This window comes from Neomesorhizobium albiziae, from assembly GCF_900114255.1.
Lineage (GTDB): Bacteria > Pseudomonadota > Alphaproteobacteria > Rhizobiales > Rhizobiaceae > Neomesorhizobium > Neomesorhizobium albiziae.
The window spans coordinates 19646-44969 of the sequence record NZ_FOSL01000017.1 but is presented as its reverse complement, the minus strand read 5'-3'; the positions used below and the strand labels follow the sequence as shown (position 1 = coordinate 44969).

The window sequence follows — 25324 nt, the reverse complement described above, 5'->3', positions numbered from 1 at the left end:
ATCGCCGTCATGCGGGAAATCGCAGCAGTTTCAGCCATTTTCATGGAAATGGTTGTATATTTGCCGGGCAATATGTTCCGAAATGCCGTCGACTGCCATCAGGTCTTCCATCGCTGCCCGGCTAACGGCTTTCGCGGTGCCGAAATGCAGGAGAAGCGCTCGCTTGCGGCCGGGACCGATGCCGCCGATCTCGTCGAGGGGATTCTTCACCATTTCCTTCTTGCGCCGCGCCCGGTGCGAGCCGATGGCGAAGCGGTGCGCTTCGTCGCGCATGCGCTGAACGAAATAGAGAACCGGGTCGCGCACCGGCAGCGAAAACGAGTCGCGACCGCGCACGAAGAACCGTTCGCGCCCGGCTTCGCGGTCCTGGCCCTTGGCGACGCCGATGGCGGTAACCAGATCGGAGACGCCGAGATCGTCGAGAATCTTGCGCACCGCCGACATCTGACCCTGGCCGCCGTCGATGAGGATGACGTCGGGCCAGGCCGGGAAGCCTGAAGCGTTGCTTTCCTCCTCGTCGGCCGCCTCGCCGTCCTCGCCGAGCGGTGTGCCATGTTCCTTGAGGAGCCGGGAAAAGCGCCGTTCCATCACCTCGCGCATCATGCCGAAATCGTCGCCGGGGGTGATCTCGGTCGAGCGGATGTTGAACTTGCGGTACTGGTTCTTCACGAAGCCTTCCGGCCCCGCCACGATCATCGCGCCGACCGCGTTGGTGCCCATGATGTGCGAGTTGTCGTAGACCTCGATGCGTTGCGGCGCCTTTGGCAGCCCGAAGGTTTCGGCAAAGCCGGTAAGCAGCCGGGCCTGCGTCGAGGTTTCGGCAAGCCGGCGGCCGAGCGCCTCGCGTGCGTTTTGCAGCGCGTGGTCCGTAAGATCCTTCTTTTCGCCGCGCTGCGGCACCGTGACCGTCACCTTGTGGCCGGTGCGTGTCGACAGCGCCTCGGCCAGCAGCGGCTGGTCCTCGACGCCGGTGGACAAAAGAATGAGGCGCGGGCAGGGCTTGTCGTCGTAGAACTGCGCCAGGAACGAACCAAGCACCTCGCCGGGTTCCAGCGCCGGATCGGCTTTTGGGAAGTAGGCGCGGTTGCCCCAGTTCTGGCCGGTGCGGAAGAAGAACACCTGGATGCAGGTCTGGCCGCCTTCCTGGTGGATGGCGAAGACGTCGGCTTCTTCGACGCCTTGCGGGTTGATGCCCTGGTAGCTCTGCACATGGGACAGCGCCGCCAGCCGGTCGCGGTAGACGGCGGCGCGCTCGAAATCGAGATCGTCCGAGGCCGCCTGCATGGCCGACGAAATCTCGGACTTCACCTTCTGGCTGCGGCCAGAAAGGAAATCCTTTGCCTCGGTGACGAGCTCGGCATAGTCGGCAGCGCCGATCTCACCGGTGCACGGCCCTGAGCAGCGCTTGATCTGGTAGAGCAGGCAGGGCCGCGTGCGGCTTTCGAAGACCGAATCGGTGCAGGTCCTGAGCAGGAACGCCCGCTGCAGCGAATTGATGGTGCGACCGACTGCGCCGGCCGACGCGAACGGCCCGAAGTAGTCGCCCTTGCGCGAGCGCGCGCCGCGGTGCTTGAAAATGCCGGGCGAAGGGTGATCGCCGGTCAGAAGAATGTAGGGAAACGACTTGTCGTCCCGCATCAGAACGTTAAAGCGCGGCCGTAAGCGCTTGATCAGATTCGCTTCGAGCAGGAGCGCTTCAGTTTCGGTGCGGGTGACGACGAATTCCATCGTCGAGGTTTCGCGCACCATGCGGCCGATGCGGTTGGTGTGGAAACGGCCCTGCGCGTAGTTGGTGACGCGCTTCTTCAAATTGCGCGCCTTGCCGACATAGAGCACGTCGCCCGACGCATTCATCATGCGGTAGACGCCCGGCGAATTGGGCAGTTGCCTGACCAGCGTCTGGATCACCTCGGCGCCGAGCATGCCGTCGGCGTCGCCCGCATGGGCTTCCCAATCTATCGCGACGAAGGGCAGGGCAGGACCGTCGGCGGCAGCCGCTTCGGCCAGTGGCGCGTCGTCGGCCGAGCTGTCGTCGTCCTCGTATTCGTCGCCCGGCACGTAGCCGGCGATATCGTCGCTGGCGCCGGACGGGCCGCGCGGCCGCTTCGGCGTTTTATTTTTCTCTTCGTCGTTCATTCAATCATGCCTGTCACATCCGGCGTTTGCCACGCAAGATGCTGCCCGCCGTCCACGGCGATCATCTGGCCGGTTACCGACCGTGCTTCCCATAGATAGCGTATCGTCGCGCCGAATTCATCGAGTGCAGGTCCGTGGCCGAGAACAAGGCCGTCAAGCTGCGCCTGAAAGTCCTCGGGCCGCTGGCGGGTGTTGGCAAGCGTGGGGCCGGGGCCGATGGCGTTGACGCGGATGCGTGGCGCCAATGAAAGCGCCAGTGTCTGCGTGGCCGTCCACAGCGCCGACTTGGACAGCGTGTAGGAAAAATAGCGTGGGGTGAGCCGCCAGACCCGCTGGTCGATAATGTTGACGATCAGGCCTTCGCCTTCTTCCGGCAGCTGGACCGCGAAATCGCGCGCAAGCTGCGCGGGAGCTTTCACATGAACGGCGAAATGCCGGTCCCAGTCTCCCCAGTCGAAATTTTCAGCCGAATCGCCGACGAACACCGAAGCGCAGTTGACCAACAGGCCGATCGGGCCGATCGCCGCCGTGGCCTCGGCGACGACCTTCGCCGTCGCGTCGAGATCGGTCAGGTCAGCCTCCACAACGGCGGCGCGTCCGCCTGATGCATTGATTTCAGCTGCCAATCTTGCTGCGTCCTCGCGCGATGTGTTGCAGTGGATCGCCACGGCGAAACCATGCGCCGCCAGGTCTTCGACGATCGCCTTGCCGATGCGCCTGGCGCCCCCGGTGACGAGCGCGGTTCTCTCGACATTCGCCATCTTCGCTTCTCCGGATCGCCGGAATGCGGCGCCTGCCCCATTCCCTGGTAAGGTTGCGTTCGGTCATGGGGCAGCAATGTGGCAGTGCCCAACGGCGGGGCTGCGGAATCGCTTTTCGAAGGGCGACCGAAGCAGGAATATAGAGCGGCTAACCCCTTGTACCAAGAGGGTTAAAGCCGTTGCGCCGCCACTCTGCTGACAAAGCTGTTGCCGAACGGCAACGTCATTTTTCCGCCTTTTTGGAGCCGGGGAATCACCCAACTTCAGGTCTGGTGATGCCTCAATTCGACCCGACATTGGGAACTGTCTGACGCGACAGCCGTTTCCCCTCCCGCGGTTGCTCGAGTGTCAATCGGAAAAGGTCACGAGTTCCCTGGTGACCAAGGAGTAAAAGAATGAAAGCCAATTTGAAATCTACCGCGGCTGCTCTCGGGTTGCTCGCTCTCGGCATGGCCCCCGCCTTCGCCGCCGATGCTGTGATGGAAGAGCCGCCGGCACCGGCCGCTCCGATGGAACAGCCGCCGCTCAACACCTGGTCCGGCCCCTACGCGGGTGTGACGCTCGGCTACGGCTTCTCGGGCCAGACCGACGTCGGCGACCCGACCCTCGAGATCGACACTGACGGCTTCCTGGCGCACGGCTTTGCCGGTTACCAGATGGAAAGCAACGGTTTCGTCTACGGTCTCGAAGCCGATCTCGGCTACGGCGGCTACAAGGGCGACAACGCTGGCATCGAGTCGAAGGCCGATCTCGACGGCTCGCTCCGTGCCCGCCTTGGTGTTGCGGTGACCCCGGATATCCTGCTGTACGCCACCGCCGGTGGTGCGCTGCAGAACAACAAGATCACCGACACCGTCACGGGCAGCAGCGACAGCCAGACCCACCTCGGCTGGACGGCCGGCGTCGGTACCGACATCAAGATCACCCAGCAGGTGTTCGGACGCGTCGAGTATCGCTACACCGACTTCGGCTCGGAAGACTACGCCATCAATGGCGGCACGGTCTCGTCCGACTCGAAGGATCACCGCGTTCTGTTCGGCGTCGGTATGAAGTTCTGATCCGGCGACAGCCAGAGATCAGGAAAAAGCCGGGCGGCGACGCCCGGCTTTTTTTGTTAGAAGCGAATAGCGAATAGTAAGTAGCGAATAGGGTTTGCCAGCGCTGCACGGCATCATTTTGCCTATTCGCTATTCGCTATTCGCTCCCTATGCCGCCGGCACCAACACCGTCAATTCCGGGTACTTCTGGTCGAATTTTTTCGCCCAGCGTTTCAGCTTCGGCCGTCCAGATTGCCATTTCCCGGCAAAGCGCAGATCCAGGTAGCCAAGCGCGCAGCGCAGGGCCATCTGCCCGGCGTGCACCTTGCCGGTAAGCTTCGGGGGCGCGGCTTCGAGTTCGTCAAGCGAACGGACGACTTTCGACCACAGCCGGTCGAGCCATGGCTGGTGGATCTTCTCCTCCGGCCGGTGCCTGCGCTCGTAGACCTGCGCCAGCAGGCTGTCGCACATGCCGTCGGCCAGCGCTTCCAGCTTTTCGGCCTCGGTGCGCTTCTCCGGGTTGCGCGGGAACAGCGCGTTTTTCGACAAGCGGTTGAGATATTGGGTAATAGCGCGGCTGTCATGCACGGAAAAGCCGTCGTCGGTGACCAGCGTCGGGATCTTGCCGAGCGGGTTTGCCGCCAGGAGTTCGGCTGGGTCGGCGTTGGTGTCGGTCTTGACGGGTTCCAGCGCGATGCCGGCATGGGCGGCCGCCATGAGAACCTTGCAGCTGTAGGGCGAAGCGGACGCGTAGAATAGTTTCGGCATGGGCGATTCCTGATTCTGACGTGCGCAGGCTAGGGGGCAGAGTAGCCCTGGGCAATCGCCATTGCTTGAGCCAACCTGTATTCAGTGCCGCAGGGCGTAAAAATCAGGCAACCTGGCGCGAACCACCGGCAAAACCGCTGAGACCCAGCCATTTCTGCATGGCGCTGGCGATCGACGGCTCGCCGTCGAGTTCCAGCCGTCCGGCGTCGATCTCCCGGCTCACCGCCGCCATGCCCATCCACACTGCCGTCATCGATTTGAGCGAACCGCGCACCAGCAGGTCGACCTCGTAGCCAGGGTCGAAACCACACAGGTCGACGACGCCGTTCTCGACCACCAGCCACCAATTTTTCTGCGCTTCGGGCAATTCGGGGTACTGAAACTGAATCGTGCAGCGCCGGGGCGGCAATGGCTGCGGATTGAGATTGCGGCGCATGTCCCACATCAGCAGGGAAGGGTCGAGATTTTTCAGCGAAAGCCGCGATTCGACCCAGCGGTGGCCCCAGAATCCCATCGACATGACGATCGGGCGAAGCTCTTCGCCGGCGGGCGAAAGCCGGTATTCGTGCGTGCCCGAAGCTGTCGGCGTGGTCACGATGACGCCGGCTTTTTCCAATTGCTTCAAGCGCTTGGACAGGAGGGCCGGCGACATGCGGGGAACGCCGCGCCTGAGATCGTTGAACCGGGTCGAGCCGCAAAGAAGCTCGCGAACCACCAGTGTGGTCCACCGGGTGCATAATATTTCGGCTGCCATCGCAACGGGACAGAATTGGCCATATCCGCCGCTGTCTTCCATGCAGAAGCCTCCGGGAAGTCTTTTGGTCGGATAGAATACCGGCCCTCTGCGTTGCTGCCAAATCACGCTTTTGACTGCTTTTGCTATGAAAAGAGCTGAAGGAGGTACAGTTCGTGAACTGGATTGATGTGAAAAGACGGTGAATCTTTCCATCCGTGTCACTGTGACCAAGGGAGATGAACCATGACAAATGCTATGAGGGTGGAGAATGCCGCACCGCGCGGCGTTGGAATTGTGGAGACGGCGCGCGCGCTCGGCGTCGAATTCGCGAAGCGGGCGGCCGAGGCGGACGAGAACGACCGTTTCGTCACCGAAAACTATCAGGCGCTCAAGCAGGCAGGCCTGGTCGCCGCCGGCGTGCCGCAGGAACTGGGCGGCGGCGGCGCCGAGGTCGCCGAACTTGCCGAGATGCTGCGCGAGCTCGCGCATCATTGCGGCTCCACGGCGCTCGCCTTTTCCATGCATACCCATCAGGTCGCCATCCCGGCGTGGCGCTGGCGGCACCAGAAGGTGGCGGCCGTCGAGCCGTTGCTGCGGCGCGTGGCGACGGAAAAGATCGTGCTCCTGTCGAGCGGCGGCTCCGACTGGATCGCCGGTTCCGGTTCGGCGGTGAAGGTCGATGGCGGCTACCGCGTCTCGGCGCGCAAAGTGTTCACATCGGGCGCCGAGGCCGGCGACGTACTGATGACCGGCGCTGTCGTGCAATCGGAAACGGAGCCGGATGCGGTGATCCATTTCCCGGTTTCGATGAAGGCGCCGGAAGTGAAGATACTCGACACCTGGCGCACGCTCGGCATGCGGGGCACCGGTTCCAATGACGTGCTCATCGAAGGGCTGTTCGTGCCCGACGCAAGCGTTGCCGTGTCGCGCAAGAGCGGCGAGTGGCATCCGCTGTTCCAGATCATCGCCACGATCGCCTTCCCGCTGGTCTATGCCGCCTATCTGGGCGTTGCGGAAAGCGCTCGCGACATCGCGGTGGGACTGGCGAAACAGAAGCGCCAAACGCCCTATGCGGTGGAACTCGCCGGCCGCATGGACACCACATTGCGGGCAGCGCAACTCGCGCATCGCTGGATGATCAGCATCGTCGAGCGCAACGCGCCTTCGGCCGAAACGATCAATGAAGTGATGATCGGGCGCAGCCTCGTGGCGGAGCACGCCATCAAGACCGTCGAACTGGCGATGGAAGTGGCGGGTGGCGCCGGCTTCTATCGCAGCAACGGGCTGGAGCGCCGCTTCCGCGATGTCCAGGGCGCGCGCTTCCATCCGCTGCAGCAGGGGCCGCAGGCGCATTATGCCGGCGCCATGGCGCTCGGCCTGCCGGTCGCGAACATCTTCTGACGCTGGATGTTCCGAGGTGCCGCCGGTGTGGCTACCCGCCACGCATCGGCGGCATCACCGCTTTCGACAGCCGGCAGGCGCGGCGGTCGACCTCCGGGCAGGACCGGAAGGAAAGGTCCTTGCTCATGCAGATGCGCACCTCCCTGAGGTAGCGCTTGTCGCAAGTGACGGCCAAGCCGTCGGGCGCAAGCCCTGGATTCGACTGGAGAAATGCGCCTTCGACCTCCATCGGGTCAACGGTCTTGTAGTTGTCGAGGCGGCGGAACTCGGCGGGGATGACTATTCTGTCCCGGGCGGCGCGCAGCACCCTGAAATAGTCGTTCTGCGCCATGTTCGTGCAGGTGCCGTGCTTCTTCCATTGGTAACGGATCAGGCCGGCCGACGGCATGATGTCGTAGAGCGTGCGCAGCGTATCCCTCGGAACATTGGGATTCTGGGTAGCGCAATCCTCGGGATATCCGCGCTCGAATTGCGGCCACAGCCCGTGCACGACAAAGGCATAGAGCCGCCCGGCGGCGCATTGCTGCTGGTTGGCGTCCTCGCCTTCCGCCTCGCAGTAGCTCGGCGACCACGAGAGCGACAGCACGTAGAAATCGAACCCCGAACCGGTCGGCAGCGCATCGGTCCTGGCGACCGGCGCTGCTGGGGCAGGGCTGTCGATCGGTGCGTTCGCCGTCGATTTCTGCTCAGGCGCGGGCTCGCATGCCGCAAGCAGCGCCAAAGACCCAGCCGCAAGCACGGCCGCCCTGAAAATTGACCTCACGGCGTTCATTGGCCGTCCGGAAAAATTACCTGAGGATGCGGCACTGCCCGTTGTAGACCATCCAGCGGTCGAAGCCGGCAACGCAGAATTCGACATTGTCGCCGATCGAGGCAAAACCCTGGCCTTCCTCGATCAGGTACCAGATGTCACGATGGTCGCCGTCGGAAAGCGCGACGGTGGCGCCGCAATAACGCCGACCGATCGGCCAGCGTTCCTGCGCAGGCAGGTATCCGTTCTGGTGGATGCGGTGGAAATCGGTGATCGACACGTCCGGCAGGTTCGGCACGTGCCTTACCTGGTAGTCGAAACGCTTGCTGATGGTGTTCAGCACCCATGCCTGGCCACAGATGCCGGGATCCTCGACATAGACGCCGGTGGACAGATCCGCGGCAAGAACCTTGCCTTCGGCGAAAACCGCGGCACCGGCAGCAACAAGAGCGGTGAGGGCAAATGAGGCAAGACGTTTCATGGCAAACTCTCCGTTGCCGGCGATGATTCAACGCTGATGTTACAGCAATGTGCTAGCGAAGTGCTAAACGGTCAAGCGGTATGCCGAGGGAGGGTCAAGCGCCGGTGACCCGCCAGATCGCGTCGCCGACGTCGTCGGCAATCAAGAGAGAACCGTCCGGGCCGATGGTCACGCCCACCGGCCGCCCGTAGGACGCCCTCTCGTCGGGCGACAGGAAGCCGGTGAGGATATCGCGCGCCGGACCGGAAGGGCGCCCGTCCTCGAATGGCACGAAGACGATCCTGTAGCCGCTCAAGGTGCTACGGTTCCACGAACCGTGCTGGCCGATCACCATGCCGTCCGGGAAGCCGGGCAGGGTGCCTGCCGGCATCCAGCACAGGCCGAGCGAGGCGGTGTGGCCGCCAAGCGCGAAATCGGGCGTCAGCGCCGTTGCCACCAGTGCCGGATCCTGCGGCACGCGGCCGTCGACGGTTTTTCCCCAGTAGCAATAAGGCCAGCCATAGAAGCCCCCATCGCTCACCGAGGTCAGGTAGTCGGGCGGCGTCTCGTCGCCGAGGCCGTCGCGCTCGTTGACCACCGTCCACAAGATGCCGGTGGTCGGCTCCCAGGCAAGGCCGACAGGGTTGCGCAGGCCGGCGGCGAAGATGCGGCTCGTACCGGTTTCCAGGTCCAGTTCGTAGATACAGGCGCGGCCTTCCTCGGCCTGCATGCCTTTTTCGGCGATGTTGCTGAGCGAACCGACCCCGGCATAAAGCTTGCGCCCGTCCGGGCTTGCCAGCAGGCTGCGCGTCCAGTGCCCACCGGGCTTGAAATCGGCCAGCTTGCGGCCTCCCGTGTTTTCGATGCGGGTGGCTCCCGCTTTGTAGGGGAAGGCCAGCACGCCATCGGTGTTGCCGACATAGAAAACTTCGCCGACCAGCGCCATGCCGAACGGCTGGTTCAGGCCGTCCATGAACGCTTCGCGGGTTTCGGCGACGCCGTCGCCATCGGCGTCGCGCAGCAGCGTGATGCGGTTGGGGCTGATGCCGACAGCGGCGGCGCGCTTCATGGTGCTGAGCATGGCGTAGTCGAAAGCGGACCTGATGCCGCCCGGCTCGCTCAACGCCTCGGCGGTCAGCACGTCGCCATTTGGCAGGACATGGATCCAGCGCGGGTGCTTGAGGCCGGCCGCGAAGGCGTTCACCTTGAGGCCGGGTGCGGCGAGCGGGGTCTGGCCAGCGGCCCAGCCTTTCGCAGTCGGCATTTTGAGCGTCGGAATACCCTGGGGTTTTGCCGGGGGAATGTTCGGGGCGGCGCCGAACGCCTGTTCCAGCGGACCGTCGCTCCGGTGCCTGATAAATATCGCGCCAGCGCCGATCCAAGCCACCACGCGCGCAAAAATGCTGGAAAAACTCATCGCACCCTTCCTGTGATTTGCGCGGACGCTACATGATGCGGCTCAGCGTTGGAACCAGCGAAATACGGCGGTGAATGTCGGTCTCACAAGAAGGAAAAGCCGATGACGGATGCGACCACCGGCGGTAAGACCCTGCCTTCCGACGTCACCGGTAGCCGGTGACGTCCGAAGGTTTGCCGGCCTCGCGCACTTCGAGGAGGTAGCGCCAGCAATCCGGTCGCGAGCCATCGACATCGTCGAAGCCGTATTCCTTGGCGATCTGGCCGCTCGACACCGACTGGCCATTCCAGCGCGCCTTGTCTTCGTCGGCTGCGAGTGCCGCCACGGCACGGCCGACGAAACGAGGCGTTTCGGAAATGGCGAAATCGGGCTGGTTTGCGATCGCGTCGCGCCATGTCGCTTCGGTTACGTTGTAGTGTTCGAGCATCATTTCGGAGCGCATCCAGCCCGGCGTGATCGAGAGCGCCGTGCAGCCGTACTTTTCCAGGTCTTTCGCATGCGCCCAGCTCATGCGGTCGGCCGCGACCTTGCAAAGATCGTAGAAGACCGACAGCCGGTAATGCGTCTCGTTGTAGGCGCGGGTGCCGTCGGTGACTTCGACCAGCAGGCCGCCGGGACGTTCGATGAGCAGGGGCAGCGCATAGTGTGCAGTGATCAGATGGGTATCGATCGCGAGCCGCAGCATGCGCAGGCCGTTGTCGAGATTGTGGTCCCAGACCGGTTTGTCCCATTCGAACAGGTTTTCACCGCCCCAGATGTCGTTGACCAGCACGTCGAGACGGCCATGATCGCGGCGGATTCGTTCCAACAGAGCCTGAACCTCTTCCTTTTCGAGGTGGTCGACACGCACGGGAACCGCCTTGCCGCCGGCTGCTGTGATGATCTCCGCGGTCTCGTCGATTGTTTCGGCCCGGTTGATTTCCGATCTCCGGCCATGCGTCGAGCGGCCGGTGACATAGACGGTGGCGCCCGCAGCGCCGAGTTCGACCGCGATGCCGCGTCCGCCGCCACGCGTGCCGCCGGTGACAAGAGCAACTTTTCCTTCCAGTGGTTTCATGATCGTCTCCTCGCGAAAAAAGCAGGCCGCCGGCGAAACCGGACGCTTGTCATGCCTTCAATGATGCTATATATAAACTAATATTCACTTATTTTCTGGATTGCAAGTGCCCCGCAAAAAAACGCTTTCCGATACCGACCTGCTCGACCGCGTGCTGACGCTGATGCGGCGTTCGGGGCCGCAGGGCGTTACCTTCGCTGCCGCCGCCAGCGAAACAGGGCTTTCCGGCCCCACTCTGGTGCAGCGCTTCGGAACCCGCGACGGCTTGCTGCATGCCGCGCTGCTCAGGGCGTGGGACCTGCTGGACGAACGCACCGAGACGGCAATCGCGACACAGCCGAAAACGCCGGCGGGGGCGGTCGCCACCCTCGTAACCTTGTCCGGCGATTTCGGCTCCGGCGAAAACTACGCCGAAGGCCTGCTGGTGTTGCGTGAAGATCTTCGCAACCCCGAGCTCCGGGCACGCGGGGACAAATGGGGCAAGCGCCTGGCCGATGCGCTGGGGCAGTGCTTTGCCGATGCAAGCGGGGCGCGGCCCGACCTCGGCCGGCTGCTTGCTGGCCAGTGGCAGGGCGCGCTTTTGTGGTGGGGTTTTTCGCGCAACGGCATTCCGGCCGAGGCGGTGAAGCAGGATCTGACCGCTTTTTGCCGGGCAATAGGCCGGGAAATTTGATCGAATCCGACTTTATTCGCCGTGAGAAGCAGCCTCGCCGGCTATCCATTCCGTGCCCCACCGCGCATGCGGGCTTTCCGCCAGGAGCGTCTTCAGCGCCGGCAGCAGCGTGCGCAATTCGGTCTCCAGCCTGAACGGTGGATTGACGACGATCATGCCGGTGCCGTCGAGCCTCGGTTCGGGCGAGGGCGGGCGCACCTCGAAACGGATGTCGAGAATTTTCGCAACGCCGGTCTGCGCGAGATCCGTGCGGAACCGGTTGACGGCGGCACGGTCCTTGAGGGGATACCAGAGCGCATAAATGCCGCCTGGCCAGCGCCGGTGCGCCTTGACGAGCCCGTCAACCAACCTGTCGAACTCGCCGTCTCGCTCGAATGGCGGGTCGATCAGCACCAGCCCGCGCTTTTCCTTGGGCGGAAGATGGGCGCCGAGCGCCAGCCAGCCGTCGAGCTCCAGCACCCGCGTCTGGAAGTCGCCGGCGAAGCGCTCCTTCAGAAGCCTGGCGTCGGCCGGATGCAGTTCGATCGCCGACAGACGGTCCTGCTTGCGAAGGAGATGGCGCACGATCAGCGGCGAACCGGGGTAGAAGCGCACGCCTCCTTCCGGATTCATTGCATGAACAGCATCAAGCAAGGGGTTCAGAAGATTCGTGATTTCCGGCTCGAGCCTGGCGCTCTCAAGGCGACCGATGCCATCGCGCCACTCGCCGGTTTTCTGCGCCTCGTCCGACGAAAGGTCATAGAAGCCGATGCCGGCATGGGTATCGATGACGCGGAAAGCCTTCGCCTTGAGCTTGAGATAGTCGACGATGCGGGCAAGCACCGTGTGCTTGACGACATCGGCGAAATTTCCGGCGTGATATGCGTGGCGGTAGTTCATTTCGGATGCCTGCTCTCCGCGAAAAATCCGATTGTCGAATTCGTCGGCTGTAACAATGGTTTTCGCACGGCGCGTCTACACGCAAGCAAGGAAAACCGCTAGTTTCCCGACCATGAACCAGCACACCAAGCTCAGAATCGGCCATTCGGCCTGTCCGCACGACTGCCCGTCGACCTGTGCGCTCGATGTCGAACTGCTGGACAGCAGGACCATCGGCCGCATCCATGGCGCCAAGGGCAACAGCTACACCGCTGGCGTCGTCTGCGCCAAGGTCGCCCGCTATGCCGACCGCGTGCATCATCCCGACCGTCTGCTGAAGCCCTTGATCCGTTCCGGCGCCAAGGGCGAAGGAAACTGGAAGGAAGCGAGCTGGGAGGCGGCCCTCGACCTCGTCGCCGAAAAATTCGTCGCGGCGGAAGAAAAATACGGCTCGGAGACGGTGTGGCCGTACTTCTACGCCGGCACGATGGGGCTGGTGCAGCGCGATGGCATAGAGCGGCTGCGCCACGCCAAGAAATATTCCGGTTTCTTCGGCTCGATCTGCACCAACCTTGCCTGGACCGGCTATGTGATGGGCACCGGCGCGCTGCGCGGCAGCGATCCGCGCGAAATGGCGAAATCCGATTGCGTGGTGATCTGGGGCACCAATGCGGTGGTCACGCAGGTCAATGTGATGACCCATGCCATCAAGGCGAGAAAAGAGCGCGGCGCCAAGATCGTCGTCATCGACATCTATGAAAACGCCACGATGAAGCAGGCCGACATGGGCCTGGTGCTGAAACCCGGCACCGACGCCGCGCTGGCCTGCGCCGTCATGCATGTGCTGTTCCGCGAAGAGCTGGCCGACCGCGCCTATCTCGAAAAATATACCGACGATCCCAAGGGGCTTGAGGCGCATCTGGCGAACAAGACGCCGCAATGGGCGGCGGATATCACCGGGCTTTCGGTGGAGGAGATCGAGGCCTTTGCTCGGCTGATCGGTACGACCAGGAAGACCTTCTTCCGCCTGGGCTACGGCTTTTCGCGCCAGCGCAACGGTTCGGTGAACATGCACGCGGCCCTTTCGGTGGCCGCGGTGACCGGCTGCTGGCAATATGAAGGCGGCGGCGCGTTTCATTCAAATTCGGGTGTGCTGAAGCTGAACGGCGAGCTTCTGGAGGGTACGCGCTTTCGCGACCCCAACATCCGCTATCTCGACCATTCGCGCATCGGCCCGGTGCTGATGAACCACGAGGATGCGCTGTATGGCGGGCCGCCGGTGACGGCGCTGCTGATCCAGAACACCAATCCGATGAATGTCGCGCCCGAGCAGCGGCTGGTCAAACGGGGTTTCCTGCGCGACGACCTGTTCACCTGCGTGCACGAGCAGTTCATGACCGACACCGCCAAGGTGGCGGATGTGGTGCTGCCGGCGACGATGTTCCTCGAGCATGACGATATCTACAAGGGAGGCGGCAACCAGCACATCACGCTCGGGCCGAAGCTGATCGATCCGCCGGAGGGGCCGCGCACCAACCATTATGTCATCGAGGAACTCGGCAAACGGCTGGGTGTTTCGCACCTGCCGGGCTTCGGCATGACCGAGCGCCAGCACATCGATGTGATGCTTCAGAAGAAGGGGCTCGGCGATTTCGATTCGTTCAGGGAAGAGCGCTGGGCCGACCTGCAGCCGGATTTCGACGACGCGCATTTCCTGAAGGGTTTTGGCCATCCCGATGGCAAGTTCCGCTTCAAACCGCAGTGGGACGGCGGCATCGCACCCAACAAGCCGCCGAAAAGCATGGGCATTTTCGGGCCATATCAAAGCCTGCCGGAATTTCCCGATCATGTCGACCTGATCGAGGTGGCAGATGACGAACATCCGTTCAGGCTGGCGACCTCGCCGGCGCGCAACTTCTTGAACTCGACATTTGCCGAAACGCCGGTGTCGAAAGCCAAGGAAGTCCGCCCCGAACTCTTGCTGCATCCTGAGGATGCAACGGCGCTCCGAGTGGCCGACGGCGATCGTGTCGAGGTCGGCAACGCGCGTGGCGAGGTGGTGTTGCATGCGAAACTGTTCGACGGCATCAAGCGTGGCGTGGTCATCGCCGAAGGTATCTGGCCGAACAGCGCCCATGAGCGCGGCGAGGGCATCAACGTGCTGACCGGCGCCGACGCGCCGGCGCCTTACGGAGGGGCGGCCGTCCACGACAACAAGGTGTGGATCAGGCCCGCCGCGGCGGATACGGCGCATACTCGACTTTGAGGCACCATTAGCGACAACTATGCGCACGGGGAGATAGAGAATACCCCCGCTGACGAAGCCGCCTATGACCTCCGCCACCTGAAGACGCCGGGCGATCGAGGTACATCTGCAAGAGAGGTTCGACCTGCACCACCACGCTTCAGATGGAACGCGAGCACTGCGTGCCGCTGGAGATCATTCATTGACGCCGCCTCTGCGTCATGCTGTCGCAACAATTCGATTGTCCTTTTTCCTCTAGCAACTAGAGGTTTAATATTTGTTTGAGAAGATGCAGAACGACCCGGAGATGATCGATGGGCGGACATGGCTTTCAAAACAAACACAATGGCCGGGGACGTTCGAAGTACGGCGGGGCCGCCGTACACGACAACAAGGTGTTGATCAAACCTGCCGCCCGGGATCCAGCGGCGCAATCTGCGTGAGGACACCATGAGCGGCGACCATGATCACGGTGATATGCAGAACACGCCTGTATCGCGGCTCTGGATGGCGCTGGGCCTGACCGGCACCTTCATGGTGATAGAGGTAATCGGTGGTCTCGTCACCGGCAGCCTTGCCCTGATTTCCGATGCTGCGCACATGCTGACCGACGCGACGGCGCTTGTGATCGCGCTGCTGGCGAACAATCTCGGTCGCCGCCCGGCGGACCTGCTGCGTACCTACGGTTACGCCCGTTTCGAGATACTGGCGGCTGCTTTCAACGCGCTGCTGCTGCTCGGCGTCGCCTTCTACATTCTCTACGAGGCCTATAAGCGGCTGTCTGAGCCGCAGGACATCCAGTCGGTCGGAATGTTCACGATCGCGGCCATCGGCCTCGTCGTCAATATCGTCTCGATGCGGCTGCTGACCGGCCACAAGGACAAGAGCCTTAATGTGAAAGGCGCTTACCTCGAAGTTATGGCCGACATGCTTGGCTCGGTCGCGGTCATCGTTGGCGCCGCCGCCATCTGGCTGACCGGCTGGCAGTGGGTCGATTCGCTGTTGGCGGTCGGTATCGGCTTCATGGTCTTCCCGCGCACCTGGGTGCTGCTCAAGGAATGTATCAATATTCTGCTCGAGGGTGTTCCGCCGGGCATGAAGCTGGACGAGGTGGAAAACTCCATCGCAACCGTGCCAGGCGTCGCCTCTGTGCATGATTTACATTTGTGGGCGATCACCCAAAGCCAACCGTCCCTGACCGCCCATGCCTTGCTTGCCGAGGGAGCGGATGCTGAGACAGTGCGCCGTGCGATCGAGGCGATCTTGCGCGAAAAGTTCGATTTGCATCACTCGACGTTGCAGATGGAACGCGAGGCATGCATGCCGCTAGAGCGGATTCATTAGCCCGGCCAGAACAAGAGCGGCATTCTGTCTCGTCGGTCCATTGGGTCTTTTATCTCTAGTCACTAGAGATTTTATATTTGGTAAGCTGATAAAGTGATCGGCGCTGGTCAACGGATTGGAGATAAATCGATGGACTGGCAAGATTACAAGAACGGCAAGCACGGCGGCAAGCGGAAAGGAGGCCATGGCGCCCAATGCTACAGGGATTCGCAAGGCACCGCGCATAGATCGAAAGACCACGGGAACGACAATCTCGGTGGCTTGCTTGGTTCAGTGCTCGGAGCGATCGGCGGCGGAGATTCGCGGGGTGACGAGATGGCCGACCGCCGCTACAACGAGCGCCGCGGCCAGGCTGAGGAGCGGGACGCCGGCGAATATGGTTCGCCAAGCCGTCCGTTTGGCCGCGTCGATGCAGCCCCACTCGATCGTGGCTCACGCGTGAAGAAAATGGGCTTCGGCGTTGCGCTTGTTGCGTTGGTCATTTGGTCCCTCATTGCATGGATTGCATACGGCCTGGCCGACGGCCTCATAGCTTGGACGTCCACCAATGCCGGCGCGATCATGCAAACCGGAAAGGACGCAGCGACGGCAACGGGTCTCGGCAAGGAAATTGTCGGCACGTTCGACGTGGCGCAAGGCTCGGGCTTTGTCGCCGGGTTCCTCAATCTGATCGGTGCGTTCCTGCGACCGGTAGTCGTCATTGGCTGGATGATCGGCGCGGCAGTCATCCTGGCCGCGCCATGGCTGCTGTCACGCCTTTTCAGCCGCCGGTTTCACTGACGACCTGTACCGCGTGGCGTCCGTACCGGTTAGGGCCCTGTCACTCCAAATCCCTTGGCCGCAGGAAATGGGTCAGCTTCGCCTTGCCGGTGGACAGATCGGCCCACTGGCCATCAAAGGCGAAGCGGGCAAGTGCCGCAGTCGGGAACTTTTCGCTTATTCCCGCAAGTGCGTTGGGGTCTGAGCCAGAGCCTGCAAGCTGCAAGGCAAGTTCTTCCATCCCGGGATTGTGGCCGACCACCAGCAGCGTTTGTTTGGTCGCCGCGACCTTTTGGATGCGCTGGAGAAGTTGCTCGGGCGATGCCATGTAGAGCGGCTTCGCGAACATGGCTTTCGGCGCTGCGGGCAGTTCGGCTGCGACCAGCGCCCACGTCTGGCGGGTGCGTTTTGCCGGAGAAACCAGCACGGCTTCCGGCAACCAGCCGCGCGATGCGAGTTCGGCGCCGATCGCTGGCGCAGCATTTCGGCCGCGCTTGGCCAGTGGCCGGTCGAAATCCTCGAGGGCGGGATCGTCCCGGCTCGATTTGGCGTGGCGCAAAAGAAGCAGGCTCTTCATGATGCAATCTCCACGCTATCGGGCTGCGCGCCCTTACGGTGTGAAACGCGCCAGATCCTCGAGGTCGCTGGCGCCCTGCCAGGTGCCGGGAACCATGATGACGCCGCTGTCGCCGGTATGATCGACGCCCTCGAATACCGTACGCCCAGCCTCCATGCGCGCCTTGCCGCTGGCGACCAGCGCCAGCGCCAGCGGATAGAGCTTGTGCTCGGCCTTGAGCACGCGCGCCGTAAGCCTTTCCTCGGTGTCGTTGGTCAGCACCGGAACCGCGGCCTGCGCCACGACTGGCCCGTCGTCCATGTCCCTGGTGACGAAGTGCACCGTGCAGCCGTGGACGCGCAACCCGGCGTCGAGCGCGCGCTTGTGGGTGTCGAGCCCCTTGAACATCGGCAATAGCGAGGGGTGGATGTTGATCATCCTGCCCAGCCATTTGTCGACGAAACCCGGCGTCAGAAGCCGCATGTAGCCGGCTAGGCAGACAATATCCGCGCCCATCTTTCGCAGCGCGGCGTCGATCGCCGCGTCATGCGCTTGCTTGCTGGCATGGTCGCGCCGCGGGATGGCGCGTGTCGCGATGTGGAAGCTTTCCGCAGCCTTCAGCCCTGCTGCGTCAGGCTGGTCGGATATCACGCCGACGATCTCGGCGGGATAGTCGGCTTCCCTGGCAGCCTCAATCAGCGCGGCCATGTTGGAGCCACGGCCGGAAATCAGGACAACGATGCGCTTGCGTTTTGTGCTCATAGCTCGATCGAACCGCGATAGATGACGCCGGCGTCACGGCGCGGCACGATGCGGCCGATCGGCTCGACGGTCTCGCCGGCCTCCTGCAGCACCGCGGCCACCTGCGCGGCCTGGCCTGACGCCACCACCATAATCATGCCGATGCCGCAATTGAAGGTGCGCATCATCTCGGCGGGAGCGACGCCCCCCGTCTTGGCCAGCCACGAAAATACCGGCGGCACCGCGATCGACTCGAGGTCCAGTTCGGCGGCGAAATCCTTGGGCAGTACGCGCGGGATGTTTTCCGGAAACCCGCCGCCGGTGATGTGGGCCAGCGCCTTGATGCCATGGGTGTTGCGGATCGCCTGCAGCACCGGCTTCACATAGATGCGCGTCGGCTCGAGCAGCGCTGCACCGAGCGTCTTGCCGGCTGCGAAAGGTGCCGGAGCATCCCAGCCGAGCCCCGATTGCTCGACGATGCGGCGCACCAGCGAAAAGCCGTTCGAATGGACACCCGACGAAGCAAGCCCGAGCAGCACGTCGCCCTCGACGATATCGTCCGTCGGCAGCAACTGGCCGCGCTCGGCCGCGCCCACCGCAAAACCCGCGAGGTCGTAGTCGCCGCCCCGATACATGCCGGGCATTTCCGCCGTTTCGCCGCCGATCAGCGCGCAGCCGGCCTGCCGGCAGCCTTCCGCAATGCCGCCGACGATCGCCGCGCCCTGTTCGGGATCGAGCTTGCCGGTGGCGAAATAGTCGAGGAAAAACAGCGGCTCGGCGCCTTGCACCACGAGGTCGTTGACGCACATGGCGACGAGATCGATGCCGACCGTGTCGTGGATGCCGGCATCGATCGCGATTTTCAGCTTGGTGCCGACGCCGTCGTTCGCAGCGACCAGCACGGGGTCGGAGAAGCCGGCCGCCTTGAGGTCGAACAAGCCGCCGAAGCCGCCGATCTCTCCATCGGCTCCGGGCCGCCGGGTCGACCGTACCAGCGGCTTGATCTTCTCGACCATGGCGTTGCCGGCATCGATGTCGACACCTGCTTCGGCGTAGGTGAGGCCGTTCTTGCGCTCGCTCATCATTGTCCTCTGCGTGGCGCGAATATTCTGCCCGGGCTCTTCGCATGAAGTGCGGGGCATCGCAACAGAATGCCGCGCCCGAGGCGTCGGCCGAAGGCAAAAACCGTGGACATGTACTAGCGGCATACTGGCGCCTTGCGGCTTGCCATGCTTTCAACCATGTAACGGCTGCTGCATAATTCCTTAGATCGGAATCGATTCAAGGGCAAAATCATGCAGCGAATCAAGGTGCTACAGCGGCCTTTGCGCTTTTGAAGAGTTACGGCGCTGCAGGTACCGGCACGGAAAGGAGGAGCAGCCCGCGTGACCATACCGAACATGATCACCATTATGCGTTTCGTGCTTGTGCCGGGCGTGGTTTTCGCTCTGTTGACCGACAAGATGGGTTGGGCGCTTGCCGGCTTCCTCATTGCCGGCATTTCCGATGGCATCGACGGTTTCATTGCCCGCCAGTTCAACCAGCGCAGCGAACTCGGCGCCTATATGGACCCGATGGCCGACAAGCTGCTGCTGGTCAGCGTGTTCCTGGTGCTCGGTTTCATGGGCGAGCTGCCGTTGTGGCTGGTCATCGCGGCCGTCTCGCGCGACGCGCTGATCGTCGGCGCCGTGCTGTTGTCGACGATCATGGGCAACCCCGTGGAGATGAAGCCGCTCTTCGTTTCCAAGGCAAACACTGCGGTCCAGATCGTGCTGGCAGCCACGGTGCTTGCGGAACTCGCTTTCGCCACCCAGTTCGGGCCTTCCCGCGTTGTCCTCATATTCGCCTCCGGCCTCTTGACCGTCACTTCCGCCGCGGCCTATCTCGTAGCCTGGCTGAGGCACATGAACGGCGATGGCGAAAGCAAAAGTCCAACCGGATGACGAGGCGGCCAACGAGGCCGTGGCTGCCGCATTTCGCCGGCAAATCCGCTTCTGGCTGATCGCCGCCGTCTTCTTCGCTGCGTTCCTTTATCTCTTCAGCGACATCCTATTGCCTTTCGTGGCCGGCATGGCGCTTGCCTATTTCCTCGATCCGGTAGCCGACCGGTTGCAACGCCTGGGACTGTCGCGGGTAATGGCGACGGTGGTCATCCTCGTCTGCTTCATTATCGTGCTGACACTGGCGCTGGTTGTGCTGATCCCGGTGCTTGCCTCGCAGATGGCCGACTTCGCCGTGAAGGTGCCAGGCTATCTCGAAAGGCTCCAGCAGCTGGTGACCAATTTCAATCCGCAATGGCTGGAGCAGCGGTTCGGGGTCGACGCGGCCGAACTGCGCGAAGGGCTCAGTTCACTGCTGAGTAGCGGCTTCGGCTTCGTGTCGACGGTGTTCCAGTCGATCTGGAGCTCGGGCGTGGCGCTGTTCTCAATCGCCAGCCTGTTCATCATCACGCCGGTGGTGGCTTTCTACATGCTGCTCGACTGGGACCGCATGGTCTCGGTCGTCGACAGCTGGGTGCCGCGCGACCATGTCGAAACGGTGCGCCGGATCGCCATCGACATCAACACCGCCACGGCTGGCTTCGTGCGCGGGCAAGGCACGCTTTGCCTGGTGCTGGGCGTCCTCTACGCAATCGGCCTGACCCTAGTGGGGCTGAATTTCGGCATTCTGATTGGCATGTTCGCCGGTCTGATCAGCTTCATTCCCTATGTCGGCTCGCTGGTCGGCCTGGTGCTTTCGGTCGGCGTCGCCTTTGTACAGTTCTGGCCGGACTGGCCATGGGTCGTGGCCGTGGCGTGCGTGTTTTTTGTCGGCCAGTTCATCGAAGGCAACATCTTGCAGCCGCGACTGGTCGGCAAGAGCGTCGGCCTGCATCCGGTCTGGCTGATGTTCGCGCTGTTCGCGTTCGGCGCTCTGTTCGGCTTCGTCGGGCTTCTCATCGCCGTTCCGGCCGCAGCGGCCATTGCCGTTCTGGTGCGCTTTGCGATCTCGCGCTATCTCGAATCGCCGCTCTACAAGGGGCATCGGGACGAGCCCGCGATAAAGGCTGCACGGGGCGGCAAGGCGGACGCCTGATCCGATGGGCGAGAGAGGGACGCCGCGGCAGTTGCCGCTCGATTTGCAGCATGACGCAGCTTTCTCGCGCGACGATCTCGTGGTTTCGCCGGCCAACGCCGATGCGGTCGGGCTGATCGACCGCTGGCCTGATTGGCCAGCGCCGGTCGTTGTGCTCGCCGGCCCGGCAGGTTCGGGAAAAACCCATCTCGGCGCGATCTGGCGGGAAGTGTCGTCGGCTGCCGAATTCGAACCTGGCGCCATCGGTGAAAGCGCGATCAAGGCAGCTGAGGCCGGTCCCGTGTTCATCGACGACGCAGACCGGGCAGGGCTCGACGAACAGGGGCTGTTTCACCTCATCAATGCGGTGCGTGGTGCGGGAACGCAGCTGCTTTTGACCGCGCGCCGCTTCCCGGCTGCCTGGGGGGTGAAGCTGCCCGACCTCGCATCCCGGCTGAAGGCGGCGACGACCGTCGAGATCGGCGAGCCGGACGACCTGCTTTTGGCCGGCGTCATCACCAAGCTTTTCGCCGACCGTCAGGTCGAGGTCGAGCCGCATGTGGTGCAATATCTGGTGCGCCGCATCGAGCGGTCGCTGTCGACTGCCATCCGCGTCGTCGACCGGCTCGACCGGGCAGCGCTCGAGCAGCAGTCGCGCATCACGCGTGCGCTTGCGACGGAGGCGGTCAGCGCACTGGACGAAGGACAGCGCGAACTCGACCTCTGACGGAGTTCAGGAACTCCGCGGTTGGTTCTCCGGAAAAGCTGCGCCGAAGGGGATCTGGACGCCGGCTACGAGGTCAGCCTGAGATAGGCGGCTCTCACCGCCAGCAGCACCGCCAGGATCGTCAGGTTGGAGACGAGGCCGACCAGGATCGTGTGGACGAGGTCCATGCCGGCGGTGGTTCCGATCGCAGTGGGGATCAACACGGCGACGAAGGCGAGGCCGAGTCCGATCGGTATCCACCGGTTCAGCGCGGCTTCGGTGTTTGCCGCCGTGAACAATAGCGCGACTAAGAGGCCGACGCGGAACGGATCCGCAAGCTGCGCGAGATAAATATCGACAAGGTGCAATTTCGCCTCCCAAAGCTATCCGTTTTTGAGCAGGTCCAGAGCGATGTGTCGAGAGCTATGACGCCTGCGCGGTTTTACCGCTTGCCAATGCGAACCGAAAACACTAGGCACTGCAACGCCGAGGCACGGCACGGAGCGTAGCGCAGTCTGGTAGCGCATCTGGTTTGGGACCAGAGGGTCGCAGGTTCGAATCCTGCCGCTCCGACCAATCGCCTCCGCTCGCTGGCCACGGCCCGGCGAGCAGCATGGGTTAGACAGTCAGAATTCAAGGTGATGCGCATGTCCGCCCGCATTTTCAGCCCCGCCAAGACAGCCATGCAATCCGGCAAGGCCAAGACCGGCCACTGGGTGCTCGAATTCGACCCCGAGAAACCGCGCAAGATCGATCCGCTGATGGGCTACACCACGTCGGGCGACATGAAGAGCCAGATCCGCCTGATCTTCCCGACACGCGAGGAAGCAGTCGCCTACGCCGAGAAGCACGCGATAGCGTTCCGTGTCGAGGAACCCAAGGAAGCCAAGCGCCGGCAGATTTCCTATGCGGAGAATTTCCGCTATGACCGCAAGATACCCTGGACGCACTGAGTTTTCGCGCTTTCAGGCACGCTGCCGGGCGTTCCCCCGACGCGACGGTCCCGTAGCTCAGCTGGATAGAGCACCGGCCTTCTAAGCCGATGGTCGCAGGTTCGAATCCTGCCGGGATCGCCATATCCTTCACGCAACAGCCAGGGCGCTTGCCGAGGCACGAGGAAATTTCGACCGATGCGGCAATTGTTTGTTGCGACTCTTCTTTCCGCCTCCACCTTTCTGGCCGCATGCCAGACCGAAACACCCCAATACCATGGCAATTGCGGCTGGCGGGCGGAGAACGCCGGCCTCTGCGGCGACAAGGTCAATCCAGGCGGCTTCCGCGGCGACTGATTTTCTCCCCGCGCTGTCATATCGAAGAGGCTTGCGATTGCCATTGTCGGCCGGTCGCGGGATGATCCGTTTCAAAGCGAAGGTGAACCCCATGGCCTCGAATGACCGCCCGTCCATCATTGCGAACTGGACCGAGATCGAGAACCCGGATGGCGCGCTGTTCATCGGCAGCGACGAACTCCGCAGCATCGACGCCTCGTTCGGCCCTCGGCTCGGGCTTCAGCAACTGGGCATACATCACGTTCGCATGCCACCAGGCCGGCGCACCTCGTTCCCGCACGCCGAAAGCGCCGAGGAGGAATTCGTCTACGTGCTGGAGGGCGAGCCGGATGTCTGGCTTGACGGGACGCTGCACCGGCTGAGGCCGGGCGACGGCGTTGGCTTTCCTGCCGGCACCGGCCTTGCCCACAGCTTTTTGAACAACACCGAGACGGAAGTGCGGCTGCTGGTGGTTGGCGAGACGGACAAGGAGGAAAATCGCATAATCTACCCGGTCAACCTCGAGCGCAAAGCCATACGCGACGACTGGTGGGATGACGCGCCGAAGCGCGTCCTTGGCGACCATGACGGCATGCCGGACAAGGTCCGCGCCCGCAAGGCCGGAAAGGACCAGGCTTGATGGCCGTCGCAGTGGCTCGCTCATGAACAAAGCGATCAAGCGGGAACCGGTTTATGATCCCCAGGATCTGGAGCGCTTGCTGGTGGCTCGACAAAATGCGGGGGATGTCGACGGCATGGTCGCCTTGTTCGAACCCGACGCGGTGATCGACTGTGGCGACGGGCGGCTGGTGCGCGGCCTTGAGGCGATCCGCAGCTTTTATGTCGAGACTGTCGCCTCCGGGCGAAAGTTCGCGTTCGGGGAGCAGCGGCCGGCATTGATCTGCGGCGATCTTGCCCTCACGTCGACGCGACTTCCCGACGGCGACGTGACCTCCGAGGTCGCCCGGCGACAGAGCGACGGAACCTGGCTTTGGGTGATCGACAGGTATTCCGTCAGCTGACGCGGAGTGCACGTTGATTCGCGCACTCCGCACCATCTGTTTGTTGGTCAGGCCAGAGCCACGCCCACGGGGCGGAATCAGACCCGTGCGGCGGAGAGGCCTTTCGCGATATCGGCCTTCAGGTCCTCGACATCTTCGAGCCCGATCTGCAGCCGCAGGATGGGCCCTTCATATGAGTTGGTGGTGATCGTGCGGTCGCCAATCGACACCGGCACCGCGAGGCTCTCGTAGCCGCCCCAGGAATAGCCAAGCCCGAAGATCTCGAGCGCGTCGAGGAAGGCATGCGCCTGCTTTTGGCCGCCGCCGGCGAGCACAATGGAAAAGATGCCGCTGGAGCCCAAGAAATCGCGCTTGAAGATGGCATGGCCGGGATGGCTTTCGAGACCGGGATGCAGCACCCGCGCCACGCCGGGCTGCCCTTCCAGCCAGCGGGCGAGGGCAAGCGCGCTGCGCTGGTGGTGCTCCAGGCGCACGCCCATGGTCCGCAGTCCGCGCAGTGTTTGGTAGACATCGTCGGGGCCGGAGCAGCAGCCCATCGTGGTGAAGGTGTCGAACAGTTGCTTCCAGTGGGCGGCATTGGCCGAAACGGTGCCGATGACGATATCTGAGTGGCCGGCCGGATATTTGGTTGCCGCGTGGATCGAGATGTCGACGCCATGGTCGAGCGGTCGGAAATAGAGCGGCGTCGCCCAGGTATTGTCCATCATGACGACCGCGCCATGGCTGCGGGCCACGCGCGCGATCGCCGGAATGTCCTGCATCTCGAATGTGTTGGAGCCCGGCGATTCGGTGAACACAACCTTGGTGTTGGGTTTCATCAGCTTGGCGATGCCGGCGCCGACGAGTGGATCGTAATACTCGACCTCCACGCCGAGGCGCTTCAGCATCGTGTCGGCGAAATTGCGGGTCGGAAAGTAGACCGAATCGGTGACCAGCACATGGTCGCCGGCCGAAAGGAAGGCCAGAAGCGGAATGGTCACCGCGGCCAGTCCCGACGGCACCACGATGGTCCCGGAAGAGCCTTCCAGCACGTCAATGGCGGTCGCCAGCGCGTCTGAAGTCGGGGTGCCGCGGGTTCCATACGTGTATTTCTGGCTACGCCCGGCCATCGTCTTGGCATCGGGGAAAAGCACCGTCGATGCGTGGACGACCGGCGGGTTGACAAAGCCATGGAACTCGCGCGGGTCATTGCCGATATGGGCGAGCTTCGTGTTGACGCCGGTGTTCGAATAATCGCGCTTGGCCATGACTTCCCGCTGCAACTGCTTGAGACGGGGCTACGCATAAGGCTCCGGCGTCGGTGGCGCAACAACAAGAGGGCAGCCACCGATTGGACCAAATGCGGGGCGCGCGCCGCCGGCTGCCGCCCGCCAAATCGGCAATGGCCTGCACGTTTCGCCGGCATCCAGCTGCTGAGGCGGCAAATTGACGGATGTAGCTTTCCAAAGGTGGCGCTTTCAGTCATTCGCCCTTGACCGCCAATCAATAATCGCCTTCGATGGGGCACGTGAATGGGAGACGGAGCACACGCGTCAGATAAGATGCGGCGTTCCGGGCACGGGCCGGGACGGGAA

At 63.1% G+C, this 25324-nt stretch carries 27 protein-coding genes and 2 tRNA genes; 15 read left to right on the top strand and 14 right to left on the bottom strand.

Features of this window, described 5'->3' with window-relative positions; genetic code table 11:
• Positions 1-30: 30 nt before the first annotated feature.
• The gene (gene uvrC / locus F3H98_RS22030; RefSeq protein WP_149762488.1) at positions 31-2136 is read right to left on the bottom strand and encodes an excinuclease ABC subunit UvrC; all 2106 of its coding nucleotides are present in this window, start codon (positions 2134-2136) and stop codon (positions 31-33) included.
• A complete protein-coding gene (locus tag F3H98_RS22025; RefSeq protein WP_149762487.1) occupies positions 2133-2897 on the bottom strand; it encodes an SDR family oxidoreductase in 765 nt (254 codons plus the stop codon). The genes uvrC and F3H98_RS22025 overlap by 4 nt, the downstream gene beginning before the upstream one ends.
• A 395-nt stretch (positions 2898-3292) precedes the next feature.
• Between F3H98_RS22025 and F3H98_RS22020 the strand changes: the two genes are divergently transcribed.
• Positions 3293-3955 carry an outer membrane protein gene (locus F3H98_RS22020; protein WP_149762486.1) on the top strand — a complete coding sequence of 221 codons (663 nt, stop codon included), beginning with the start codon at positions 3293-3295 and terminating at the stop codon, positions 3953-3955.
• Between the two features lie 147 nt (positions 3956-4102).
• Here the strand turns inward: F3H98_RS22020 and F3H98_RS22015 are convergent, their stop codons facing one another.
• Together F3H98_RS22015 and F3H98_RS22010 are read right to left on the bottom strand one after the other, a co-directional pair.
• Positions 4103-4702 carry a glutathione S-transferase family protein gene (locus F3H98_RS22015; protein WP_149762485.1) on the bottom strand — a complete coding sequence of 200 codons (600 nt, stop codon included), beginning with the start codon at positions 4700-4702 and terminating at the stop codon, positions 4103-4105.
• 103 nt (positions 4703-4805) lie between these two features.
• A complete protein-coding gene (locus F3H98_RS22010; RefSeq protein WP_149762484.1) occupies positions 4806-5498 on the bottom strand; it encodes a winged helix-turn-helix transcriptional regulator in 693 nt (230 codons plus the stop codon).
• A 183-nt stretch (positions 5499-5681) separates the two neighbouring features.
• Between F3H98_RS22010 and F3H98_RS22005 the strand changes: the two genes are divergently transcribed.
• Positions 5682-6839: an acyl-CoA dehydrogenase family protein gene (locus tag F3H98_RS22005; protein ID WP_149762483.1), complete on the top strand. Its 1158-nt coding sequence runs from the start codon at positions 5682-5684 to the stop codon at positions 6837-6839.
• A gap of 31 nt (positions 6840-6870) precedes the next feature.
• On the opposite strand, the gene F3H98_RS22000 is transcribed toward F3H98_RS22005, so the two are convergent.
• From F3H98_RS22000 to F3H98_RS21985, 4 genes are all read right to left on the bottom strand, one after another.
• Positions 6871-7611 (bottom strand): ribonuclease T2 family protein, encoded by a 741-nt coding sequence (locus tag F3H98_RS22000; RefSeq protein WP_149762482.1) that lies wholly within the window; start codon positions 7609-7611, stop codon positions 6871-6873.
• 16 nt (positions 7612-7627) lie between these two features.
• The gene (locus F3H98_RS21995) at positions 7628-8071 is read right to left on the bottom strand and encodes a hypothetical protein (RefSeq protein ID WP_149762481.1); all 444 of its coding nucleotides are present in this window, start codon (positions 8069-8071) and stop codon (positions 7628-7630) included.
• A 94-nt stretch (positions 8072-8165) separates the two neighbouring features.
• Entirely contained in the window at positions 8166-9467 is a 1302-nt protein-coding gene (locus F3H98_RS21990) for a PQQ-dependent sugar dehydrogenase (protein WP_149762480.1), read from the bottom strand.
• Positions 9468-9612: 145 nt separating this feature from the next.
• The gene (locus F3H98_RS21985) at positions 9613-10524 is read right to left on the bottom strand and encodes an SDR family oxidoreductase (protein WP_149762479.1); all 912 of its coding nucleotides are present in this window, start codon (positions 10522-10524) and stop codon (positions 9613-9615) included.
• Positions 10525-10630: 106 nt separating this feature from the next.
• On the opposite strand from F3H98_RS21985, the gene F3H98_RS21980 reads away from it, so the two are divergent.
• Entirely contained in the window at positions 10631-11197 is a 567-nt protein-coding gene (locus F3H98_RS21980; protein WP_149762478.1) for a TetR/AcrR family transcriptional regulator, read from the top strand.
• Positions 11198-11209: 12 nt separating this feature from the next.
• Here the strand turns inward: F3H98_RS21980 and F3H98_RS21975 are convergent, their stop codons facing one another.
• Positions 11210-12076: a 23S rRNA (adenine(2030)-N(6))-methyltransferase RlmJ gene (locus tag F3H98_RS21975; RefSeq protein ID WP_149762477.1), complete on the bottom strand. Its 867-nt coding sequence runs from the start codon at positions 12074-12076 to the stop codon at positions 11210-11212.
• A gap of 112 nt (positions 12077-12188) precedes the next feature.
• Here F3H98_RS21975 and F3H98_RS21970 point away from each other — a divergent pair, with 112 nt between their 5' ends.
• The 3 genes from F3H98_RS21970 (at position 12189) to F3H98_RS21960 (ending at position 16424) form a co-directional block, all read left to right on the top strand.
• Positions 12189-14321: a molybdopterin-containing oxidoreductase family protein gene (locus tag F3H98_RS21970; RefSeq protein WP_149762544.1), complete on the top strand. Its 2133-nt coding sequence runs from the start codon at positions 12189-12191 to the stop codon at positions 14319-14321.
• Between the two features lie 429 nt (positions 14322-14750).
• Positions 14751-15644: a cation diffusion facilitator family transporter gene (locus F3H98_RS21965; RefSeq protein ID WP_149762476.1), complete on the top strand. Its 894-nt coding sequence runs from the start codon at positions 14751-14753 to the stop codon at positions 15642-15644.
• A gap of 129 nt (positions 15645-15773) precedes the next feature.
• Positions 15774-16424 carry a hypothetical protein gene (locus F3H98_RS21960; protein WP_149762475.1) on the top strand — a complete coding sequence of 217 codons (651 nt, stop codon included), beginning with the start codon at positions 15774-15776 and terminating at the stop codon, positions 16422-16424.
• Positions 16425-16464: 40 nt separating this feature from the next.
• Here the strand turns inward: F3H98_RS21960 and F3H98_RS21955 are convergent, their stop codons facing one another.
• From F3H98_RS21955 to purM, 3 genes are read right to left on the bottom strand one after another with little or no spacing between them, the layout of a single operon-like run.
• A complete protein-coding gene (locus F3H98_RS21955; RefSeq protein WP_149762474.1) occupies positions 16465-16980 on the bottom strand; it encodes a SixA phosphatase family protein in 516 nt (171 codons plus the stop codon).
• A 33-nt stretch (positions 16981-17013) separates the two neighbouring features.
• Complete coding sequence (gene purN, locus F3H98_RS21950; protein ID WP_149762473.1) at positions 17014-17721, bottom strand: phosphoribosylglycinamide formyltransferase; 708 nt, start codon at positions 17719-17721, stop codon at positions 17014-17016.
• On the bottom strand, positions 17718-18782 hold the full coding sequence (gene purM, locus F3H98_RS21945; protein ID WP_188130519.1) for a phosphoribosylformylglycinamidine cyclo-ligase: 1065 nt from the start codon (positions 18780-18782) through the stop codon (positions 17718-17720). The genes purN and purM overlap by 4 nt, the downstream gene beginning before the upstream one ends.
• 303 nt (positions 18783-19085) lie before the next feature.
• Between purM and F3H98_RS21940 the strand changes: the two genes are divergently transcribed.
• Genes F3H98_RS21940 through hdaA form a run of 3 tightly spaced genes read left to right on the top strand, consistent with a single transcriptional unit; the run spans position 19086 to position 21481 of the window.
• Positions 19086-19643 (top strand): CDP-alcohol phosphatidyltransferase family protein, encoded by a 558-nt coding sequence (locus F3H98_RS21940; protein ID WP_149762471.1) that lies wholly within the window; start codon positions 19086-19088, stop codon positions 19641-19643.
• Positions 19615-20775 carry an AI-2E family transporter gene (locus tag F3H98_RS21935; RefSeq protein ID WP_149762470.1) on the top strand — a complete coding sequence of 387 codons (1161 nt, stop codon included), beginning with the start codon at positions 19615-19617 and terminating at the stop codon, positions 20773-20775. Before F3H98_RS21940 ends, F3H98_RS21935 begins: the two co-directional genes overlap by 29 nt.
• 4 nt (positions 20776-20779) lie before the next feature.
• Positions 20780-21481 (top strand): DnaA regulatory inactivator HdaA, encoded by a 702-nt coding sequence (gene hdaA, locus F3H98_RS21930; RefSeq protein ID WP_149762469.1) that lies wholly within the window; start codon positions 20780-20782, stop codon positions 21479-21481.
• Positions 21482-21546: 65 nt separating this feature from the next.
• Here the strand turns inward: hdaA and F3H98_RS21925 are convergent, their stop codons facing one another.
• Complete coding sequence (locus F3H98_RS21925) at positions 21547-21828, bottom strand: hypothetical protein (RefSeq protein ID WP_149762468.1); 282 nt, start codon at positions 21826-21828, stop codon at positions 21547-21549.
• A gap of 131 nt (positions 21829-21959) precedes the next feature.
• Here F3H98_RS21925 and F3H98_RS21920 point away from each other — a divergent pair.
• The 6 genes from F3H98_RS21920 (at position 21960) to F3H98_RS21900 (ending at position 23750) form a co-directional block, all read left to right on the top strand.
• Positions 21960-22036: transfer RNA gene (locus F3H98_RS21920), tRNA-Pro, on the top strand.
• A 71-nt stretch (positions 22037-22107) separates the two neighbouring features.
• Entirely contained in the window at positions 22108-22413 is a 306-nt protein-coding gene (locus tag F3H98_RS21915) for an ETC complex I subunit (RefSeq protein WP_188130516.1), read from the top strand.
• A gap of 46 nt (positions 22414-22459) precedes the next feature.
• Positions 22460-22536 (top strand) — tRNA-Arg (locus F3H98_RS21910).
• A 54-nt stretch (positions 22537-22590) separates the two neighbouring features.
• The gene (locus F3H98_RS31215; RefSeq protein ID WP_188130515.1) at positions 22591-22749 is read left to right on the top strand and encodes a hypothetical protein; all 159 of its coding nucleotides are present in this window, start codon (positions 22591-22593) and stop codon (positions 22747-22749) included.
• Between the two features lie 91 nt (positions 22750-22840).
• Positions 22841-23368, top strand: a complete 528-nt coding sequence (locus F3H98_RS21905) for a cupin domain-containing protein (protein WP_149762466.1) — start codon at positions 22841-22843, stop codon at positions 23366-23368.
• Between the two features lie 22 nt (positions 23369-23390).
• The gene (locus tag F3H98_RS21900; protein WP_149762465.1) at positions 23391-23750 is read left to right on the top strand and encodes a YybH family protein; all 360 of its coding nucleotides are present in this window, start codon (positions 23391-23393) and stop codon (positions 23748-23750) included.
• Between the two features lie 77 nt (positions 23751-23827).
• On the opposite strand, the gene F3H98_RS21895 is transcribed toward F3H98_RS21900, so the two are convergent.
• Positions 23828-24997, bottom strand: coding sequence for a cystathionine beta-lyase (locus tag F3H98_RS21895; protein ID WP_149762464.1), 1170 nt, complete (start codon positions 24995-24997; stop codon positions 23828-23830).
• Positions 24998-25324 lie beyond the last annotated feature (327 nt).

Bases quoted from the DNA above. Each gene is read 5' to 3' on its own strand.
- F3H98_RS21960 (WP_149762475.1), top strand. From the start codon at position 15,774: ATGGACTGGCAAGATTACAAGAACGGCAAGCACGGCGGCAAGCGGAAA.
- F3H98_RS21935 (WP_149762470.1), top strand. From the start codon at position 19,615: ATGGCGAAAGCAAAAGTCCAACCGGATGACGAGGCGGCCAACGAGGCC.
- F3H98_RS22005 (WP_149762483.1), top strand. From the start codon at position 5,682: ATGACAAATGCTATGAGGGTGGAGAATGCCGCACCGCGCGGCGTTGGA.
- F3H98_RS21970 (WP_149762544.1), top strand. From the start codon at position 12,189: ATGAACCAGCACACCAAGCTCAGAATCGGCCATTCGGCCTGTCCGCAC.
- F3H98_RS22010 (WP_149762484.1), bottom strand. From the start codon at position 5,498: ATGGAAGACAGCGGCGGATATGGCCAATTCTGTCCCGTTGCGATGGCA.
- F3H98_RS21905 (WP_149762466.1), top strand. From the start codon at position 22,841: ATGGCCTCGAATGACCGCCCGTCCATCATTGCGAACTGGACCGAGATC.
- F3H98_RS21955 (WP_149762474.1), bottom strand. From the start codon at position 16,980: ATGAAGAGCCTGCTTCTTTTGCGCCACGCCAAATCGAGCCGGGACGAT.
- F3H98_RS21915 (WP_188130516.1), top strand. From the start codon at position 22,108: ATGTCCGCCCGCATTTTCAGCCCCGCCAAGACAGCCATGCAATCCGGC.
- F3H98_RS22000 (WP_149762482.1), bottom strand. From the start codon at position 7,611: ATGAACGCCGTGAGGTCAATTTTCAGGGCGGCCGTGCTTGCGGCTGGG.
- F3H98_RS22025 (WP_149762487.1), bottom strand. From the start codon at position 2,897: ATGGCGAATGTCGAGAGAACCGCGCTCGTCACCGGGGGCGCCAGGCGC.
- F3H98_RS22020 (WP_149762486.1), top strand. From the start codon at position 3,293: ATGAAAGCCAATTTGAAATCTACCGCGGCTGCTCTCGGGTTGCTCGCT.
- purM (WP_188130519.1), bottom strand. From the start codon at position 18,782: ATGAGCGAGCGCAAGAACGGCCTCACCTACGCCGAAGCAGGTGTCGAC.
- uvrC (WP_149762488.1), bottom strand. From the start codon at position 2,136: ATGAACGACGAAGAGAAAAATAAAACGCCGAAGCGGCCGCGCGGCCCG.
- hdaA (WP_149762469.1), top strand. From the start codon at position 20,780: ATGGGCGAGAGAGGGACGCCGCGGCAGTTGCCGCTCGATTTGCAGCAT.
- F3H98_RS21990 (WP_149762480.1), bottom strand. From the start codon at position 9,467: ATGAGTTTTTCCAGCATTTTTGCGCGCGTGGTGGCTTGGATCGGCGCT.
- F3H98_RS22015 (WP_149762485.1), bottom strand. From the start codon at position 4,702: ATGCCGAAACTATTCTACGCGTCCGCTTCGCCCTACAGCTGCAAGGTT.
- F3H98_RS21995 (WP_149762481.1), bottom strand. From the start codon at position 8,071: ATGAAACGTCTTGCCTCATTTGCCCTCACCGCTCTTGTTGCTGCCGGT.
- F3H98_RS21965 (WP_149762476.1), top strand. From the start codon at position 14,751: ATGAGCGGCGACCATGATCACGGTGATATGCAGAACACGCCTGTATCG.
- F3H98_RS21985 (WP_149762479.1), bottom strand. From the start codon at position 10,524: ATGAAACCACTGGAAGGAAAAGTTGCTCTTGTCACCGGCGGCACGCGT.
- F3H98_RS31215 (WP_188130515.1), top strand. From the start codon at position 22,591: ATGCGGCAATTGTTTGTTGCGACTCTTCTTTCCGCCTCCACCTTTCTG.
- F3H98_RS21900 (WP_149762465.1), top strand. From the start codon at position 23,391: ATGAACAAAGCGATCAAGCGGGAACCGGTTTATGATCCCCAGGATCTG.
- purN (WP_149762473.1), bottom strand. From the start codon at position 17,721: ATGAGCACAAAACGCAAGCGCATCGTTGTCCTGATTTCCGGCCGTGGC.
- F3H98_RS21975 (WP_149762477.1), bottom strand. From the start codon at position 12,076: ATGAACTACCGCCACGCATATCACGCCGGAAATTTCGCCGATGTCGTC.
- F3H98_RS21895 (WP_149762464.1), bottom strand. From the start codon at position 24,997: ATGGCCAAGCGCGATTATTCGAACACCGGCGTCAACACGAAGCTCGCC.